This window comes from Vibrio ulleungensis (assembly GCF_016900875.1).
Classification (GTDB): domain Bacteria; phylum Pseudomonadota; class Gammaproteobacteria; order Enterobacterales; family Vibrionaceae; genus Vibrio; species Vibrio ulleungensis.
Genome location: NZ_JAFEUM010000003.1, coordinates 351,533 through 369,034 on the forward strand (window position 1 = coordinate 351,533; position 17,502 = coordinate 369,034).

The following is a 17,502-nucleotide window of genomic DNA, read 5'->3' on the forward strand; positions in this document are numbered from 1 at the left end:
TGTTCCTCGTACACTGGACCGTCGCGTAAGTGCGTTTTGATATACCGTGATTAATTTATTTTTTGCTAAATTAGGATTGGTGCAAATAGCTTCTGTCCCAAGACGTACTAGCACTATTACCGCTAGCTCGTTTGTGTCCAAAGACAAGTTATCACACAGTCGCGGCTAAGAAGGTTCTGCCCCTTTTCTACTTAGTGCGATTAGTCGGCATCGGATTACGTTGCTGAGCTTGTGATACTTGAAGTTATGGTAGGTGTCAGAACAGCCCTGCAAGGAAACTCCCAAAAGTGTGCAAAATTGAGAACGCTAGACCGTAATCCTCATCTGCATCATTATGCAAGATCACAGAACTGACGAGATTTAAATATCAATTAGATTTCTTCATCACGAAGAGTCAAAACTTCATAACCAGAACGTGTAACTAAAACGGTATGTTCTGATTGGGCAGATAACTTCTTGTCTCTCGTTACGACAGTCCAACCATCTTTTTTGGTTTTCACTTTTGCAGAGCCTTGATTGACCATCGGTTCTATAGTGAATGTCATACCTTCTTTTAAAGTAAGGCCAGAATTTTGTTTACCATAATGAAGAACCTGTGGCTCTTCATGCATCTCCCGACCAATACCATGCCCACAGTATTCTTTTACAATACTGTATCCATGTGATTCGGCATAACATTGAATTGCATAACCAATATCACCTAGTTTAGCACCTGATTTTACTTGTTTAATACCTTCCCACATGGCTTCATATGTCACTTTCACAAGCCTCTTCGCGATAGGCGATGCATCAGGCATTACATACGTCTTGCTTGAGTCTGCAATGAATCCGTTCTTTTCCAGTGTTATATCTAGGTTAATGATATCTGAGGCTTTTAAAAACTGGGTTCTTTTTGGGACACCGTGGCATACAACCTCATTAATTGATGAGTTTAATACAAACTCATAGTCATACTGCCCCTTGCTTGCTGGTCGAGCTTTAAGTTTATCAACGATATATTTTTCAACAAAGTCGTTGATATCCATCGTAGATAGACCTGGCTTCATGTATGAGTCCAAAGCTGTAAATACTTTTGCTAACAACCTTCCAGATTCTCTCATTAGCTCGATTTCTTCACGACTTTTGATGGATACTTGACTACTCATTAGTAGCCACCTTATTGTTTTTGATATTTTCTGCCGATACTGAAGCTGATGACATTAACTCTAAAACTAACTGGTTATATGTAGAGTTCGGATGCAACTCTGCCATCATTCCAACCTTTATCCAAAACTCTGCTTGAGAGTTGATAGAACGATGCATTGCACCACTAGCTTTTCGAATCTCCTCGTGAAGACTTTCTGAAATTTTTACGATACCCATAGATACACACAATATATATAACGTATACATATTATATCCATTTCACATATAGCTTCAATCTTGATTTACTGAACAGAATCACACAACACTGTCGTAACTCAGCACCTTGTTAGAAAGGAAAAGCCGCGAGGAATTAGCAAGAAACTGCATGTTTAGTATTAATTTTGCTTAGAGTAGTTTTGATAACGAGAATAGAGAGTGACAGCTTCTGTCGATTTTCGTTCACCTCATCCACCTTAGGAAGCTGTGGACTATTGTGTTTTGGGCGACTAAAAGTTATCTGAAGGGTAGATATAGCCCCGAGCCCCAAATTCACTTCTGTCCAAAGGTGTGCCAGAGCGGACCACGGCAAACACACCTTTGCCCCATTTCGTTTTTAGAACAGTTTAACCAACTAGAAAGCAAATCGCATTTTCCAATACTTTTCCTAATACCTCGAAAGTGTCGATTGGAGTCAGGTCAATCCATGTGAAGTAGTTGAGTATCTATGGAAGTAGGGTCTTACTACGTCTAGCGGTACAACAGTTAGAAATGCCCGTGAAAAATATGCAACTGATCACAAAGAAATGAAAGTACCCTATTGAATGCTGCCAATAAACTCTCTACTATCAGCAGCTTAGGAGGCTGCCGAGCTGTTTGTATGCAGTCAGATGAAGATTATGGATGAATCAATGAAAAAAATATTAGTGGTTATGTTTATTGCTCTACTTAGCGGTTGCGGTTCTAGTGGCCCGATGCAGTCTTTCTATGGGCCGATAGCTACGCCTCAGTATATCGATATTGTAAAAAATGGTTTATTGGAAGATTCGGAAGAAGTGAAACTGGTTGGTGAAGCCAGTTCATCGAAGGATCAAAGGGTGTCTGGTGGTGCCATTATCGTGACTGATACTCGGATTTTGTTCGCAACATGGAATAGAAAGACCTTAAAGTATGATCCTTTGGCGAGCATCCCATTCATTGATATTGAGAGTTACGGTAGTAATCCAAGCCTGTCAGTCCCCCTAGCTTTAGTTGGTTGGTCTTTTCACATAACCACCGAGCACGCGACCTATGAGTTCGCATCCAAGCAAATGGATTCTTTGTATTACTTCATTCGCAAGAGTAATCCAAACGCTGTTTTGGTCGACGGCTGATTTGCATACAAATAGTATGGCCGGGTTAATTTAAAATTGGTCAGTTTTCTATTTTTTATTTCGACAGTTATGAGGTACTTCGAGTCTCAATACTACTCAACGATCCATAACAGTCGAGATCGTTCATTTTGCACAAAGCGCACCCATAACAGGTGCGCTTTCTCATTCCTGTTTCGCTGCTTTTTTCGTATGAGAGTGCCTTCGTAAAAGTAAAAATACTTAGTCTCCTGTCTGACAAACTGTAGCAGCTAAATGATCTTGGCCGCTAAATAGAGGTTTTGCATTACCTGAGTTAATCCTCTAAATGTTAATTTGGGAGATTCACAGATTCATTTATGTAAGAACTTTACTAGGTCAGTTGCGCTATTAACAAGGTTTTGCCCCAAAACGGTCTAGGAGGAAATCTAAATACAATTCAATCTTTCATTTTTGAATGAATAAGAATCAAACCTGTCTATTTTTGAACTCTATAGTGTTTCGTAGAATAGCGCCATCAACTGACTAAAATATAATGAAGGTTTGCTATGAGCACATCACAACTAATTCTTGAGCTATCCCTTATCGGCACGATGCTACTCGTTACGGGTATTTTTTTGGTTCGTAGCTATGACAAAGCCGACAGCGTAGGAGCAAAAGTTCAAAAGATCCTAACTGGTCTTCTCGGTGCCTTTATGGTGATGGCAGGAACCGTAAAATTTTTCGACCCGTTTACGACTATGTTTGTAAAACAAATTGCACTAAGTGAATTGCCTTTCCCAACTTTATCTCGATGGATGGGTCAATTAGGTGAGATTTTTGCTGGTCTACTGCTACTTGTGGTGATGATCGGTAATAAGGTACTCGCAGTACCGATTAAAGATAAAGCCATACAGTTATCAACGCTACTAACGACAGCAATTATGATTGTCGCTGTGTATGTTCACCTATTGCCAAGTGTGCCAGCCGAAGTGCTACCGCTTCAGTCTAAACCACCTGTACTGACACTGATTATTCTTGGTTTAGCTTGGTTGAATACATTCTTATATTTTCTTAAAAAGTAACCACTAGAATCACAGAATAAACGCCAGATTAGTTCATTTAGTCTGGCATTTTTTATTGCATAAATACAATAACTATAAATCTCGCTCTGAATTGATTGAAGCCAAAAACTCAGCCGATTGCCCAAAGCTTTCAAAAATCATGTCTCTAAAGGCAACCACTCTGGTCGCTATCAGTTTTCTGTCTGCCCACACCAAGAATGCCTTACCTGTTGGGCATTTAACGCCTGGCAATACCTCTACTAACTCTTTTCTTTCGGCTCGCTTTTCAAAGGCTGCTCTTGGTATCATACAGATCCCTGCACCTGCCAATGTCGCATCTATGTTCAAACGTAGACTGCTAACAGAATATCGTGGTTGATAAGGAATACGGATCGCTTTGCCGTCTTCTTTTAGTTCCCAATATGGCAAGTTATTCCCTGACAGTAGTTGGTGATTAATCAGCTCTTCTGCCCGCTCGGGCTGACCATGTCTTTCAATATAGCTAGGTGATGCCGCTAGCATTAATGGTGACTCAAACAACTGACGCTGTATTAAATGACTGGCATGAGGTGGCGTCGTCACAATCGCAAGGTCAATCTGCTCATCAAAGAAACGCTCAGTGCCTGCACTAAATTGAATCGTTACGGAGACCTCTGGGTGGGTCTGCATAAATTCAATCGCCATCTTTTGCAGGAAGTTATCAGCAAATGGCTCTGGGCAAGAGACTCGGATTTCACCCGTTAATACTGGTTGGCTATTAGAAAGCTGCGTCCACTCATCATTTAACTGCATAAAGAGAGCAGCGAAGCGCTGATAGTATTCGTCACCTGCTGTAGTCAGTTGGAACTGCTTTGCATTACGGTGTACCAGCTTCTCACCTAGTTTATCTTCAAGACTTGCGACGGCTCTTGAAAGCGTTGGTGCTGAAACGTGGGTTTTAAGGCTCGCGGCTGCAAAACCACCACACTCAACAGATTGACAAAACAGATAGAGGTTAGAGATGTCCTTTGCTTTCATTTGATCACCAATGAGAGTTGTACTCTGAGTTAATCATTCAAATGTGAAAGATTCAAGTTCAATGTTGTCTATTTTTGATTGCGAAAATCAGGACTAATATAGCCCCATCAGTTAGCCAATCGTAGTCAAGCTAAGAGAGAGCAGCATGAAAAAATTTCCACGTAAGTTCCAGTACCCACTAATGGTTTCTATGGTTCTACCAACTATGCTGCTTAGCATGCCAGCTATCATGGTTGCTAAGACACTACCGACAAACGGTGTGTTCTTCGATGCATGGTTAAACGCAGTTTCACAAATGGTGCCATCGGCACTGCTGGTTTTAGCCCTCGTTGCACCAACGGTTCGTCTGTTCGTAACCAAAGTGCTGCTAGAGCCAGAAGTAAAATAAATCAGTAAAGTTAATAAGTTAGAGAATAGGAAAAGAAAATGTGCGAGTTTAAACTACACACTGTTGAGTCAGCACCTGAGAAAAGCAAAGCAATCCTTGAAGGCGCACAAAAGCAAATGGGTATGGTTCCTGGTCTTTACGCAGTAATGGCTGAGTCTCCTCAAATCCTAACGGCTTACACGCAACTACATCAGCAATTCACCAACACATCATTCGACGCTGAAGAGCTAACGGTAGTATGGCAAACCATTAACGTTGAACACGAGTGTCACTACTGCGTTCCTGCACACACTGGTATTGCACATTCAATGAAAGTTGATTCAGCACTGACTGAAGCACTGCGTAACGATGAAGCGATGCCTACAGAAAAGCTTCAAGCATTAAAAGACTTCACTCTCGCGGTAGTACGTGATCGCGGGAACGTCTCAGAGGCAGATTTAGCAGCATTCTTTGCTGCGGGTTACGGTCAGCAACAGGTACTTGAGGTGATCCTTGGCCTATCGCAAAAAGTGATCAGCAACTACGTAAACCACGTTGCTCACACCCCAGTAGACAAAGTATTTGAGAAGTTTGCTTGGTCTAAAAAATAGTCCTACGAGCTAGATGTCATCGAGCGAACGAGTAAGTTCGCTCTTTTTTCACAATACTTCATGTTTGGATGCTGTTCACAACAGTACAACGAGGGAGCATATGGAGTGCAAGAAAACGGGTGTAAAAAAGCCATTTAGATTAGAGGAAATTTGGCGGATTAGGACTCGCTTAGAGCTCAGTAATAATCTGATGGAACTATCTCTTCTTAATCTTGCAATCGAAAGCAAGCTACGTTCAAACGACCTCTTATCACTAAGGGTGTCAGATGTTTCATCTAACTTCTTAGTATTCAACCGTGTCCAATATGTTCAGAAATAGACTGGCAATGACGTTCAGTTTGAGATCACTCAGAGAACACAGCAAACGCTGAGCCATTGGATTAAAGATCAAGAGCTTCAACCTAAAGACTACCTTTTCCCAAGCCCACGAAAGCCTAATCAATCTCTAAGCTACTCATATTACCGTCGAATCATTCGGAGTTGGGCACTTGCTTTAGGTCATAACCCTGGTCTATATGGAACCCACTCACTGCGCCGAACCAAAGCAACACTGATTTATCAGAAGACCAAAAATATTCGAGCGATCCAGCTTTTGCTTGGTCACACCAAAATTGAAAATACGATCAAATATTTGGGGGTAGAGATAGAGGATGCTCTTCGGTTATCGGAAGAAATTGAGAGCTGATTGACAAGAATTAATTATAACAGGCACACGGATTAGAGCATTGACTCTATCACATTGTTGTCCAATACCGTGTTAAAACCTGCGCCGAAGAATTGCGATATAGAACAAATATCTGTTTGAGAAAGCAACGCCTTAATGAGTTTGATGTGACTATACATTAAGGCTTTGGAATGCGTTTACTAGGTCAAAGCAACAGGAAAGCGCAATGGCTTGGCCCAAGTGCCGCGTTTTTTAATGTCTGCAAACTCACCGTTTAATCGGTTTGTGTGGTCAGAGTTTGCGCCAATCGCATAGACCATGACGCGAATAATCGCTTTGACAAGAACTTGTATGTTGCGATGTTACTTGCTTTGAATGCTGGTTAACTTTTGGGGGCGATTGAAGATAAATCGGTCTAGCACCTGTAAGCTTGCCACTATGTACATGATGGCCAGGCTTATTAGAGTCACCCGCGTTACCAACGACATAAAGAAGTCAGCATTTTCTCCCATACCGCCATTAATAAGCACCAAAATACAGCTCACTGCAGAGCCGTAGTACGCCGCGTATGGGTCTTTGGAAAACACTTTAGAGCCGACAAACAACATCACTGCAAACATGATTAGCAGGAAAAATTCGTACCTAGGTACGGCGACGATGGCCCAATAAATGACCATCGCCATTACTCCCCCTAAAACGGTCGAAATCAGCGACTTTCGCCCCGCGGCTTTGCCAGCGGTTAAGTCGGGTTTTAAGGTGAATATTGCGGCAAAAATCATAGTCAGTATGAGGTCACTGCGACTGTATATTAGGCAATATGAAGCGATTGGAAATGCCACTAGGGTGCTTTTAAGTGCCAGCTTAGCGGCAACAGGAGAATAGACTCGTTGAAATCCTCCTGTGTCGGGAAGGACGGCGTTGGTTGGATCCGGCACGAGAAAGTGTGCAAACCATACCCAAAGCACCGCAAGCCAAGCAGACATCACCAGACCCGCGCTCAGGCTAATCGCGATTTGATCCCAAATTTGTGTCAGCATTGGCAGCAGCAACACGCTGAGTAGCGTCATCAGGGTGAGCCAAAATGAACCACCGCGATTAATGTAATAGTAGATAAAGAATAGCGCGACAAACTGAGCGCCTAAGCACAGTAGTGGAAAGCGCACAAAGAAAATCGCAAAGGTGAGTCCAATAGAAAAGCCAATCAAGGTATTGAGCATGGTTCTTAAACCTTGCTTTAGAGTAGGCTTAGGTAAAGGCATAGATAGCAACAGGGCGGTAAACAGTGGAAACAGGAACGCCAAAGGCCATTCCACACCATAAGCTAAGGCCAATGCGCTCGTGACACCGACAGCGAACCGCAATTGGCTGGCTGTCATCGGATCTGAGATGAATTTTGATCGCATGGTTAACCTTTAATAGATGAACGACAACCAGCTTAGTACTGTGATCCACACCTTTCCTATGACATTTAGGATTGGGCTTTCTTCATTATAGACCTGTACATCGACTTGCCCGCCAACGCGTTTTAACCCCGCAGGTACTGGCTCGGCAAACTCAATAATGACAGGGAAACGTTGCGGGTCGCGCAACCAACCAGTGCTTGATTTTACGGTTTGTAAGCTGCCTACGGTACCTTGATTGTCGGTTGAAACGGCAAAACCTACAGAGCGGACTACACCTTTGTAGAGTGTGCCAGGCATAATATCGAGCAGTAGGTCAACTTCCGCACCAGGCTGTAAATGGGCGAGGTTATTTTCTTTAAGGTTTGCTTGAACCCACACGCTTTCGGCTTCCACAAAGGTCATGGCTGCGGCGCCTGCTTTCGCGTAATAGCCTTTTTCGATCTGTAGGTTGGTGACGCCCCCTAATGCCGGAGCGATCACTTTGGTACGACTCAAATCAAGCTGCGCTTTTTTGAGAGTAGCCATTGCAGAGCGAATGCGAGGGTTGTTTTCTCCTTCAGCACCCAGTGATTGCCTTGCTTTTTCTAAGTTCGCTTGAGCGCTGTCTACTTGGGCTCTGGCAGCCTTGATTGCGGCTCTTGCTTTATCACCTTCGGACTTGGAATACAGGTTACGCTCTTCTAACTCAAAGACACGCGCACTTTGAGCGTTCACATGTTCTAGATTGGTCTCAGCCTGTACCAACCCAGCTTGTGCGGTTGCTACGCTCGCCGTACCTGCGCCAAGTTCTTGTCCAGCCAGTTCCAAACTGGTTTGAGCATTTTCTACCGCAAGAATGTAATCGGAGGGGTCAATTTCAAACAGTTCTGTTCCGGCTTCAACAAACTGATCGTTTGTCACATTGACGTCGAGTACGCGGCCTGACACTTGAGGAACAATAGGGATGACGTATGCCTGGACTTTGGCTTGATCGGTCCATGGCGTGAATCGGTCAGCAAACATGTACCAGATAAAAAATACACCAGCGATCACTAGAGTCATTTGAGTCAATCGCTTAACTGGATCGGCTTTAGGGGCTGCAGTGGGTTGTTCAGTCACGTCATTTTTAGTCGCTTCTTCCGATTCTGGCTGGGTCTTCTCGGTCATAATTCCTTTCTCTCAACATGTGTTACGTAATGGTAACGAGATGGTTTTATAGTAGTGCTAATTAGGAAGAACTCCAAACAAATTAGTGACCTAATCTACTCTTTTCTATATGGAAATTTTACTCTTTGAGTAGGGCTCACGATCCGTGCAAGACACAAAAATCATGTGCCTGCCACGGAGGAAGTGGAGCCTTTTTGGTGCAAACGTGCAATTTATGAGTGCACCTCATGGTTTATTGTCCTTGAGTGATATTTTGTAACTTATTGTTTTTTATTATTAAATTAAACTCTCCAGTTTTGGCATGGGATTTGTATTTACCCTAATGTAATCATCCTTTTTTATTGTTGTGGGTAGACTATGGCTCCCTTGCTCCTCCATGAGGAGCTTTTTTTTGCCTGTCGATCAGGGTTGCATAGCGGTTGTCGATTGATTTCATTAACGAATTGAGGTCTGATACCAACATAAGCATTAATCAGGAGTGCAGGGAAGTGAGCACAATATTAGAGTGTATCCGTACCGTTGGGCGAGGTGAGCGTGGTCGTAAACCTCTCGATCAACAGCAAGCAAAGCAGATTATGACCGAATATCTCGCGGGAGAGGTCGGTGATGACCAAATGGCGATGTTGTTGATGTTGATTCGCGTCAACAATGAAACGCCTTTTGAGATCGCCGGTTTTACGCAAGCCTTTCAGTCAATTATTCCAACCCTATCGGCCGATTTTGATTGGCCTTGCTACGCGGGAAAGAAAAGCCGTTTAGACGATAATCAGCAAGAGATGGCGTTACCTTGGCATTTGATCGCTGCAAAAATCTTAAGTGGCACCGGTAAAAAAGTGTTGTTGCATGGCCACCTTGATGAAGGCTCACCACGTGTGCATTGCCGTGAATACCTAGCAAAGCTATCGATAGGTATGGCGGACTCTGTAGAATCAGCGCAAGCGTTACTTGATGAGCAAGCTATCGCTTATCTGCCTTTGTCACAGTATTCACCGCAAGCGGTAAAAATGCTGGACTGGAAAAAACGTTATGGTCTGCGAACCCCCATCAATACAGTAGTACGAGGGCTTAACCCTGGCCGAGCAAATTTTGGGGTGCGAGGCAGCTTTCATCCAGGCTTTCAGCAGCTGCATGCCGAGATTGAGCAGCAAGTAGGCCATTCAAGCGGTGCAGTAGTCTCGTTTAAGGGAGTATCGGGCGAAGCGGAGTTTAACCCAAAAGTCAGTCAGACATTGTGGCTTAGTGATCAGGAGGATGTCCATGAACACTATTGGCCAGCACTTGAACTGACGAGCTTGCCTGTGCCAAAACAGTGCCCATTAGGCACGCCGTCCGAGCTATTAATTACCATGGCCAATCATGTTTACGCGTCACTTATTGTTGCGCTATTTGCCACAAACCAAGATTTAAACTCAAGCAAAGAGTCCGCTTTAGAGCTTTGGACGCAGTGGTGTAGCAATCAAAATTAGTCGAATTCGCAAAAATAAATCGCTTTTTTCTGGTCAAATTTAAATTTTAGTCAACACTATAACTATATGCTGTTGCTAATTTTTTTAGGAGGGACGCGATGCATTCCATTAAAGTTAAGGAATATATGGATCCACAAGCGGTGACGTTTACAAAAACCATGTCGTTAACCGCTGCGCTCGATAAAGTGATTAAGTCGGGTAGGATGGGTGGCCCGGTGATCAACGAACATCGCGAAGTCATTGGCTTTATCTCAGAGCAGGATTTGCTCGAGCGATTGGTTAAGGTACTTTACCACAGTCAAGATACGCATATTGTGGATGATTGTATGTATCGTGATGTACTGACGGTTTCTCCAGAACTTCCCATTCTTGAGCTTGCACAAATGATGAAGGTCAATAAGCCAAAGGTTTATCCTGTGGTTGATAATGGCAAGCTAGTGGGAATTATTTCTCGCGCTGACGTTATGAAAGCAGTCTCTAACATGCTAGATGAGGTTTTCTCACACCCCGTATAAGCCTATTGACTATGCCTTACCAGTCAGAACGCGACGATAATCTTCGTCGCGTTTTTGTTTTTAACAAAAGGTGTAACCGATAAACGTTGTCCCGTCTCTTAGTTTTGTAATTCGATTACATAATCTGCTGATTAATTCACCATTAATTGATTTATGTCCGATTTTTACATCGAGAAGTGAAAGATAATCACACGTCTCCGAGCTCATGGACTAGCCAACCGATGAAAAGCTATCTTAAATACCTGATCCCAATCGTAATTCCATTAATCGTTATTTTATTACCCGTTTCGGCCTTTCCGTTTGAAGGATTGACCATATTACAGCAGCGAGTGATCGCTCTGTTTTTACTGGCGGCACTGTGTTGGGTCTTCGAACCTATTCCTATCTACGCGACGTCTGTGGTCATCATTGTTTTAGAGCTGTTACTGATATCCGATAAAGGGATTATTTGGGCTAAGCAAGGTGCAGGTACGCCAGAGTTTGGCGAGCTTTTAAACTACACCGATATTATGGCAACCTTTTCTAGCCCAATCATTATGCTGTTTTTGGGTGGATTCTTTTTGGCTATGGCTGCCACCAAATATCGTTTAGATGTCAACTTAGCGCGGGTACTGCTAAAACCTTTTGGTCAAGATCCTAAATACGTCATGTTAGGTCTAATGCTGATCACTGGTATTTTCTCCATGTTCATGTCCAATACCGCAACAACGGCAATGATGCTCTCTATCCTTGCGCCTGTGTTGGCGGTGTTTGGTCCTCGCGATCCAGGACGAGTAGCCTTTGCACTCAGTATTCCTGTTGCCGCGAACATCGGCGGTATAGGCACACCTATTGGTACGCCGCCAAATGCTATCGCGCTTAAATATTTGGTTGGTGACAATGTAATAAGCTTTGGCGAATGGATGGCCTTTGGCGTGCCATTTGTGGTGATCATGATGGCGATTGCTTGGGTGCTTATTACCAAATTGTATGGCTCTGAGCAGCAAAAAATTGAACTGAACATTCGCGGTAAATTCTTAAAGACACCGAAAGCCATAACGGTTTATGTGACCTTTGCGTTGACCATACTGCTATGGCTAATGGGCTCGTCTCACGGGATGAACTCGTACACGGTAGCACTAATCCCAGTAGCTATTTTTTCGCTTACCGGCATCATTAACAAAGAAGATCTAAAGAAAATATCTTGGGATGTACTTTGGTTGGTATCGGGTGGTATCGCGTTGGGCTTAGCGCTGGATAAGACTGGGCTGGCGAAACTTGTGGTTAATAGCATTCCGTTTGATACCTATTCTCCTTACGTCGTATTGGTTGGCGCAGCAGCGCTGTGCTTGTTGATGGCAAACTTTATGTCGCATACCGCGACTGCCAACTTGTTGATGCCAATAATGGCCGCACTAGGAACGTCGATGACGAGCCTTACGCCTTTAGGTGGCGAAGTGACGCTGATCCTTATTGTGACCTTTGCAGCATCTTTAGGCATGTCTTTACCTATCAGTACGCCTCCGAATGCGCTAGCTCACGCTACGGGCAATGTACAGAGCAACCAGATGGCAAAAGTGGGTATTATATTAGGACTGGTTGGCGTGTTCCTTAGCTTCATAATGGTGTGGGTACTCAACATTGTAGGTTTTATCTAACCATATGAAATATCACTCGTTAAACGCGAACCTTTGGCAATAAGGAGCCGGTATGGACAATGCGCTTAGACGCTTAGTTGATGCTTATTTTAGCAGTCCTAATCGAGTGATTAAGTTCGCCGCTGGCGAAGTGGTGATTGAGCAAAACAAATATAATGAGCGACTTTATTATGTTCGTGAAGGGGAGCTAGAAGCACTCTATACCGAACAAGAATTTGAGCAGCCTGTGTCAGTGTTTGTTGCGGGCGCTGGCTCATTCATTGGCGTGCACAGTTTTTTCTCTCGCACCTTAATCCCGTCTTCAACGGTAGTGGCAAAAACCGACGTCGAATTGGCGTGGATAGACAATCGGACTTTGGCGGTAGATGCTGACGAATTTGGCTCTTTATATGAGCAGTTTATGCCATTGATGGTCAGCGAACTGTCTCGCCGTCAACAGCGCGCCACTCTTGGCGCTATCGAAAAAGAAGAAGCCATCCAAAAACTTAACTCCGCTGAGCAGATGACCACATTAGGTCAGTTGGCGGCGGGTATTGCTCACGAGCTCAATAACGCTGTTGGGGTATTGAACAGTAAATCCGATCGCATGTATTCGGTGCTGCTTCAATTGGTTGAAGAAACCAACCCGCAAGCGAGCGCCTTCATTGATCAGGGGCTGATGTTCGGACAATCATTGAGCTCGAGTGAAGTTAGAAAGCGCGCTAAGAAGCTTGAGGGCGCGTTGGGTGTTTCCAGCCAACAAGCCAAGCAATTGGCCAAGGCTATGCCTGACGATGCCAGCCAACAGATGTGGATTGAGCAACCCGAGACTGCGGTCCGGTTTTGGGAGATTGGCCGCGATCTACACGATATGAAGCTTGCCGCGAAACATGCGGTCAGTATTGTTAAGTCTGTCAAACAGTTAGGCCGAGTCGATATAAATACCGAAGAGTCGATCAATATCAATGACAGCATTAATAAAGCCCTGTCATTATTGCAAAGTGAGCTTCGGCGCGTATCTGTGCATATCAGCCCCGCCGACCTGCCAATGTTTAAAGGATCGTCTACAGAATTGGTTCAGGTGTGGGCAAATATTGTGAAAAACGCGTGTGATGCAATGGAAGGCGTCGATGAGCCTAGCTTAACGATTTCGACCCGCGTCAGTAACAATAAGATCCTTGTAACAATGTCCAATAATGGGCCAGAAATAGACGAAGCCACTCGACGCAAGATTTTTCAGCCGAACTTTACCACCAAAAAAGGTGGGCTTTCGTTTGGCTTAGGACTTGGATTGTCGATAGTGAAACGAATTATAAGTGGGTATGACGGAACGATAGTGGTCAAAAGTGATGCTAATCAGACCGTTTTTCGCATTAAACTGCCGCTAGGAGAATAATATGGAAAAGTTGAATCTCATTTGCGTTGATGACCAACGAGAAGTACTAAGTGCTGTAGTGCAAGACCTGGAAGTATTAGGCAGCTGGTTAAACATTGAAGAGTGTGAATCGGCCGATGAAGCGTTGGAACTCATGGATGACATCGATGCTGAGGGCGATTTTGTTGCAGTGGTAGTGAGTGACCATGTCATGCCCCAAAAAACTGGCGTTGAGCTCCTTGCCGACATTTCAGAAGATAGCCGCTTCCTATACACCAAAAAAGTGTTATTAACCGGTCAAGCGACACATTCAGACACCATTGAGGCGATCAATTCGGCACGCATCGAAAGCTATTTTGAAAAGCCGTGGAACGCCGATAAGTTGGTACAAACCGTTCGCGCGCTGGCGAGTGAGTTCATTTTTGACAAAGGACTCGACTACGAACAGTTCCACGGTGAACTTGATCAGCAAGTTCTGCTTAGCCGACTGCGCTAAAAAGCATCACTTCGCTTTCAGAAGTGTGATGCAAACCGTTTAAGTGATCAGCTCACAGTTTTTACATCCGCCACGCTGTGAGCCACTTCAACTTTCCACCTATCAGAGTGGGCTAAAGTTTACTGACTAATTCGAAGTCTTAGCTGCACATAGCTAAGACTCTTTTGTTTTTAAGGAGCCCCCAATGACCGCAGCTGTTTTTCACTTAGGCGTGACCAAGGAAGATCTAGACGGTGCCACTCTGGCAATTATTCCTGGCGACCCAGCCCGTGTAGAAAAAATTGCTAATCTAATGCAAGAGCCAAAATTTCTTGCGAGTCACCGAGAGTACACACTGTTCTTGGCTAAGCTTGATGGCCAATCTGTTGTGGTATGTTCGACGGGAATTGGCGGTCCATCAACCTCAATTGCGGTTGAAGAGCTGGCGCAGCTAGGCGTAAATACGTTTCTACGCGTCGGCACAACGGGTGCAATCCAACCGCATGTGAATGTGGGTGATATGATCGTGACCACTGGCTCTGTGCGTCTTGATGGTGCGAGCTTGCACTTTGCACCAATGGAATTCCCTGCTGTTTCTGATTTCTCAGTGGCGACAGCAATGAAAGAAGCGGTGGAAGAAAACGGCGCTACCGTGCACATGGGTGTCACAGCGTCTTCCGATACTTTCTATCCTGGCCAAGAGCGATATGACACCTTCTCAGGCCGCGTGGTTAAGCGCTTCCAAGGTTCAATGAAAGAGTGGCAAGATATGGGTGTATTGAACTTCGAAATGGAGTCTGCAACGCTGTTGACCATGTGTGCTAGCTCTGGGTTAAGAGCGGGATGTGTCGCGGGTGTTATTATTAACCGCACGCAACAAGAAATCCCAAATCACGACACGCTTAAAGAGACCGAAACTCGCTCTATTAAAGTAGTGGTTGAAGCCGCTCGTAAAATGCTTGGCTAAGTAAAAACGTTTATTCGTTTATCATTTTTCTGTCAAAACCCGCTTAAAGCGGGTTTTTTTGTTCTAAAATATTGAAATGTCGAATGTAAAATCGAATATAGAGATTACCTTTCAACGTCGTTAGTGAGTAAACTGTTCGCATTCGGCTCGAGGAGAACAAAATAATGCTTAGCCTGCTGTTAATTGTGGTGGCCGTTGTCATAATAACGATCCCATGGTGGCGTAACCCTGAAAAAAAGATCCTCAATGATGACGCCAAAGCACAGGCGCCAGGGCAGTTTATCGCTTTAGATTATGGCGAAGTTCATTATCAGCTCACAGGACCTGATGATGGCGAGTTGGTGGTGCTGCTTAATGGGTTTTCGGTTCCTTATTATGTATGGGAGCGCAATGTCGATTACCTTATAGAGCATGGATATCAAGTATTGCAGCTAGACTTTTGGGGCAGAGGATATTCCGACAGGCCAGATACCGACTATGACCGGCATTTATTCATCGCCCAATTAGACCACCTTGTCAAAGGGCTTGGTCTTGACCATAAGCCTCTTCATTTAGTAGGGCTATCTATGGGCGGAGCGGTGGCTGCAGCCTATGCCAGCGCGTATCCAGAAAGAGTCACCACAACCACTTTTATGGCACCTTTGCATAAGCCAATCAGTTTGGGCCCGCTGCTATGGCCCGGGATCGGTCGTTGGCTAGCCTATACCGTTGTGATCCCAAGTTTTGCCAAGAAACAAGCTGACGACCTTGTGGCTCACAAAGATGTACAGCACTGGATAGACAACTATAAAGTGCAAATGAGCTACAAAGGGATCCGTCGCGCGCTTTATTCGACGTTCGCACACTTTATGCAAGATGATCCTTTACCGGATTTTCGCGCTTTGGCAAACGCCAACATCGATTCGTTACTTTTGTGGGGAGACCAAGACAAAATGTTTCCGATTGAAGAGTCTGCGCGCGTTCGAGAGGCGCTTGGTGATAAGCACGAGTTTTTGGAAGTGAAAGGCGCTGCACATGCGCTGCAGTTTGAAAAAGCCGACCAAGTAAATGAAACCTTGGTGGCTTTTTTAAATCGAGCTAGAGATACGCAGCGTTAAGCGTTCAAAAATTATCGGTCACTAGACGGCAGAGATTAGTTTAAAAAAGAGTGGCCGCCTGCTTTACTAAACCACTGTAATAAGTGGCGATCGAGCTCGGCTAACTCTTCTGGACCAATTAACGCAAGCCCAAGGTCTTTGGCTCGAGAGATATCGTTGTACCTAAGCGGTCTAAAACTTACCAACATCGCTCTCGCCTGAATACCGCCGAGCAAATCGCGCAATGATTCCAGTTTATAGAGGGTATCGTCACCGTCATCGCGCATACCTTTGGTTTTACACTCAATGATATGAAGCTTATTGTTTACTACAGTGGCGACGTCGAGTTCATTGCGCACTTCTTTGTTCGCAGCTTGACGATATACTTGCACATTTAACGCCTGATCTTGGATAGTAGGCATAGAATGCTTGATAAGCTCTATCGATTTGTGCACATAGGTTTCTAGCCATTCACCGTTTGAGAAACGGCGGCAATCGTCTGTGGCGAAGGTTAGCGTGCCATTTTGATAAGTAGCAAGACCTACGTCGACCAAATCTTGAATAAGCGTTGCCAGTTCTTTATACGTCTGCTGCTTGTCGCTCAGCTCTACCGATAAAGTTTGGCCTTTGCGACAGGTTGTGGCGAGGTAGTTGAGCGTGGCAAGGCCAGGTCCAAGCTCTAACGCATTGCTGGCCCACTTCTTACCGATATTAAAGAGCGAATCACTGATTTGACTGGCTTGCTCCGTAAACTCTGCACGCGCGCCAAAAATAGTAAGGTAGTCTTCGACGGTTATTTTGTCTTGTACCTGAATATCGTCTTTGTTTTGAGGGTATAACCAACACATTCGGTCGCTATTTGGCTCAACCACATAGATCGGCCAGCGGTTATGGCGGAAATTTTCGTATACCGAGAGTAGGCGATGCCTAATACCGCAGCTTGCGTTGAGTTTTACCGTGGTGTTCTTACTTTCTAAGTACGTAATAAGGCTTTGCAACGCACCATGTAACGCGGTTGTGTTGACGACGTCCGGTATTTCAAAAAATTCGCTATCGATGTCGTAACGCTTTAGGACTCGCTGAATACGCTCAAAAATGGGGTATTGGCTTTTATCGCCAATGAGGACCATGTTCGTACACTCGGTACGTTCGTCCAGAGGTGGGGTAAGCAAGCGAATCGGGTCTTTATCTAAAATGCCAACGTGAATTGTCATATCGGTTGATTCTTTTTTGTTATGGTTATTTACACTATTTGTCTTATACACACAAAAAACAAGGGCAACATCGAAG

At 44.4% G+C, this 17,502-nt stretch carries 17 protein-coding genes and 1 pseudogene; 12 read left to right on the forward strand and 6 right to left on the reverse strand.

Annotated elements, in window-relative coordinates; genetic code table 11:
• Positions 1 to 371: 371 nt before the first annotated feature.
• Both map and JQC93_RS10235 read right to left on the reverse strand, forming a co-directional pair.
• Positions 372 to 1,145, reverse strand: coding sequence for a type I methionyl aminopeptidase (gene map, locus JQC93_RS10230; RefSeq protein WP_205158333.1), 774 nt, complete (start codon positions 1,143 to 1,145; stop codon positions 372 to 374).
• The gene (locus tag JQC93_RS10235) at positions 1,138 to 1,392 is read right to left on the reverse strand and encodes a ParD-like family protein (protein ID WP_456243397.1); all 255 of its coding nucleotides are present in this window, start codon (positions 1,390 to 1,392) and stop codon (positions 1,138 to 1,140) included. Before JQC93_RS10235 ends, map begins: the two co-directional genes overlap by 8 nt.
• 641 nt (positions 1,393 to 2,033) lie before the next feature.
• Between JQC93_RS10235 and JQC93_RS10240 the strand changes: the two genes are divergently transcribed.
• Together JQC93_RS10240 and JQC93_RS10245 are read left to right on the forward strand one after the other, a co-directional pair.
• On the forward strand, positions 2,034 to 2,495 hold the full coding sequence (locus JQC93_RS10240; RefSeq protein WP_205158334.1) for a PH domain-containing protein: 462 nt from the start codon (positions 2,034 to 2,036) through the stop codon (positions 2,493 to 2,495).
• A 524-nt stretch (positions 2,496 to 3,019) separates the two neighbouring features.
• Positions 3,020 to 3,535: a hypothetical protein gene (locus JQC93_RS10245; RefSeq protein WP_205158335.1), complete on the forward strand. Its 516-nt coding sequence runs from the start codon at positions 3,020 to 3,022 to the stop codon at positions 3,533 to 3,535.
• A 72-nt stretch (positions 3,536 to 3,607) separates the two neighbouring features.
• On the opposite strand, the gene JQC93_RS10250 is transcribed toward JQC93_RS10245, so the two are convergent.
• Complete coding sequence (locus JQC93_RS10250; protein WP_205158336.1) at positions 3,608 to 4,531, reverse strand: LysR family transcriptional regulator; 924 nt, start codon at positions 4,529 to 4,531, stop codon at positions 3,608 to 3,610.
• Positions 4,532 to 4,676: 145 nt separating this feature from the next.
• Between JQC93_RS10250 and JQC93_RS10255 the strand changes: the two genes are divergently transcribed.
• The 3 genes and pseudogenes from JQC93_RS10255 to JQC93_RS10265 all read left to right on the forward strand — a co-directional run bounded on the left by JQC93_RS10255 (position 4,677) and on the right by JQC93_RS10265 (position 6,194).
• Positions 4,677 to 4,919 (forward strand): DUF2798 domain-containing protein, encoded by a 243-nt coding sequence (locus tag JQC93_RS10255; protein WP_075713829.1) that lies wholly within the window; start codon positions 4,677 to 4,679, stop codon positions 4,917 to 4,919.
• Positions 4,920 to 4,957: 38 nt separating this feature from the next.
• A complete protein-coding gene (locus JQC93_RS10260; RefSeq protein WP_205158337.1) occupies positions 4,958 to 5,509 on the forward strand; it encodes a carboxymuconolactone decarboxylase family protein in 552 nt (183 codons plus the stop codon).
• A 100-nt stretch (positions 5,510 to 5,609) separates the two neighbouring features.
• Positions 5,610 to 6,194, forward strand: a pseudogene (locus tag JQC93_RS10265) (tyrosine-type recombinase/integrase).
• A gap of 341 nt (positions 6,195 to 6,535) precedes the next feature.
• On the opposite strand, the gene JQC93_RS10270 reads toward JQC93_RS10265, so the two are convergent.
• Both JQC93_RS10270 and JQC93_RS10275 read right to left on the reverse strand, forming a co-directional pair.
• On the reverse strand, positions 6,536 to 7,576 hold the full coding sequence (locus JQC93_RS10270) for a DUF2955 domain-containing protein (protein ID WP_205158338.1): 1,041 nt from the start codon (positions 7,574 to 7,576) through the stop codon (positions 6,536 to 6,538).
• Between the two features lie 9 nt (positions 7,577 to 7,585).
• Positions 7,586 to 8,722: an HlyD family secretion protein gene (locus JQC93_RS10275; RefSeq protein ID WP_205158339.1), complete on the reverse strand. Its 1,137-nt coding sequence runs from the start codon at positions 8,720 to 8,722 to the stop codon at positions 7,586 to 7,588.
• 467 nt (positions 8,723 to 9,189) lie between these two features.
• Between JQC93_RS10275 and JQC93_RS10280 the strand changes: the two genes are divergently transcribed.
• From JQC93_RS10280 to JQC93_RS10310, 7 genes are all read left to right on the forward strand, one after another.
• Positions 9,190 to 10,188, forward strand: coding sequence for a glycosyl transferase family protein (locus JQC93_RS10280; protein WP_205158463.1), 999 nt, complete (start codon positions 9,190 to 9,192; stop codon positions 10,186 to 10,188).
• Between the two features lie 98 nt (positions 10,189 to 10,286).
• The gene (locus tag JQC93_RS10285; protein ID WP_205158340.1) at positions 10,287 to 10,703 is read left to right on the forward strand and encodes a CBS domain-containing protein; all 417 of its coding nucleotides are present in this window, start codon (positions 10,287 to 10,289) and stop codon (positions 10,701 to 10,703) included.
• Between the two features lie 221 nt (positions 10,704 to 10,924).
• Positions 10,925 to 12,340 carry an SLC13 family permease gene (locus JQC93_RS10290; RefSeq protein ID WP_205158341.1) on the forward strand — a complete coding sequence of 472 codons (1,416 nt, stop codon included), beginning with the start codon at positions 10,925 to 10,927 and terminating at the stop codon, positions 12,338 to 12,340.
• Between the two features lie 52 nt (positions 12,341 to 12,392).
• A complete protein-coding gene (locus tag JQC93_RS10295; protein WP_205158342.1) occupies positions 12,393 to 13,715 on the forward strand; it encodes an ATP-binding protein in 1,323 nt (440 codons plus the stop codon).
• A 1-nt stretch (position 13,716) separates the two neighbouring features.
• Positions 13,717 to 14,190, forward strand: a complete 474-nt coding sequence (locus JQC93_RS10300; RefSeq protein WP_205158343.1) for a response regulator — start codon at positions 13,717 to 13,719, stop codon at positions 14,188 to 14,190.
• 184 nt (positions 14,191 to 14,374) lie between these two features.
• Positions 14,375 to 15,136, forward strand: a complete 762-nt coding sequence (udp, locus tag JQC93_RS10305) for a uridine phosphorylase (protein ID WP_205158344.1) — start codon at positions 14,375 to 14,377, stop codon at positions 15,134 to 15,136.
• 164 nt (positions 15,137 to 15,300) lie between these two features.
• Positions 15,301 to 16,233 carry an alpha/beta fold hydrolase gene (locus tag JQC93_RS10310; protein ID WP_205158345.1) on the forward strand — a complete coding sequence of 311 codons (933 nt, stop codon included), beginning with the start codon at positions 15,301 to 15,303 and terminating at the stop codon, positions 16,231 to 16,233.
• 35 nt (positions 16,234 to 16,268) lie between these two features.
• Here the strand turns inward: JQC93_RS10310 and JQC93_RS10315 are convergent, their stop codons facing one another.
• Positions 16,269 to 17,426, reverse strand: a complete 1,158-nt coding sequence (locus JQC93_RS10315) for a Card1-like endonuclease domain-containing protein (protein ID WP_205158346.1) — start codon at positions 17,424 to 17,426, stop codon at positions 16,269 to 16,271.
• Between the last annotated feature and the right edge of the window lie 76 nt (positions 17,427 to 17,502).

What these genes read in the sequence shown, in the direction of transcription:
- map (WP_205158333.1), bottom strand. Translation starts at nt 1,145, where the DNA reads ATGAGTAGTCAAGTATCCATCAAAAGTCGTGAAGAAATCGAGCTAATG.
- JQC93_RS10235 (WP_456243397.1), bottom strand. Translation starts at nt 1,392, where the DNA reads ATGTATACGTTATATATATTGTGTGTATCTATGGGTATCGTAAAAATT.
- JQC93_RS10240 (WP_205158334.1), top strand. Translation starts at nt 2,034, where the DNA reads ATGAAAAAAATATTAGTGGTTATGTTTATTGCTCTACTTAGCGGTTGC.
- JQC93_RS10245 (WP_205158335.1), top strand. Translation starts at nt 3,020, where the DNA reads ATGAGCACATCACAACTAATTCTTGAGCTATCCCTTATCGGCACGATG.
- JQC93_RS10250 (WP_205158336.1), bottom strand. Translation starts at nt 4,531, where the DNA reads ATGAAAGCAAAGGACATCTCTAACCTCTATCTGTTTTGTCAATCTGTT.
- JQC93_RS10255 (WP_075713829.1), top strand. Translation starts at nt 4,677, where the DNA reads ATGAAAAAATTTCCACGTAAGTTCCAGTACCCACTAATGGTTTCTATG.
- JQC93_RS10260 (WP_205158337.1), top strand. Translation starts at nt 4,958, where the DNA reads ATGTGCGAGTTTAAACTACACACTGTTGAGTCAGCACCTGAGAAAAGC.
- JQC93_RS10270 (WP_205158338.1), bottom strand. Translation starts at nt 7,576, where the DNA reads ATGCGATCAAAATTCATCTCAGATCCGATGACAGCCAGCCAATTGCGG.
- JQC93_RS10275 (WP_205158339.1), bottom strand. Translation starts at nt 8,722, where the DNA reads ATGACCGAGAAGACCCAGCCAGAATCGGAAGAAGCGACTAAAAATGAC.
- JQC93_RS10285 (WP_205158340.1), top strand. Translation starts at nt 10,287, where the DNA reads ATGCATTCCATTAAAGTTAAGGAATATATGGATCCACAAGCGGTGACG.
- JQC93_RS10290 (WP_205158341.1), top strand. Translation starts at nt 10,925, where the DNA reads ATGAAAAGCTATCTTAAATACCTGATCCCAATCGTAATTCCATTAATC.
- JQC93_RS10295 (WP_205158342.1), top strand. Translation starts at nt 12,393, where the DNA reads ATGGACAATGCGCTTAGACGCTTAGTTGATGCTTATTTTAGCAGTCCT.
- JQC93_RS10300 (WP_205158343.1), top strand. Translation starts at nt 13,717, where the DNA reads ATGGAAAAGTTGAATCTCATTTGCGTTGATGACCAACGAGAAGTACTA.
- udp (WP_205158344.1), top strand. Translation starts at nt 14,375, where the DNA reads ATGACCGCAGCTGTTTTTCACTTAGGCGTGACCAAGGAAGATCTAGAC.
- JQC93_RS10310 (WP_205158345.1), top strand. Translation starts at nt 15,301, where the DNA reads ATGCTTAGCCTGCTGTTAATTGTGGTGGCCGTTGTCATAATAACGATC.
- JQC93_RS10315 (WP_205158346.1), bottom strand. Translation starts at nt 17,426, where the DNA reads ATGACAATTCACGTTGGCATTTTAGATAAAGACCCGATTCGCTTGCTT.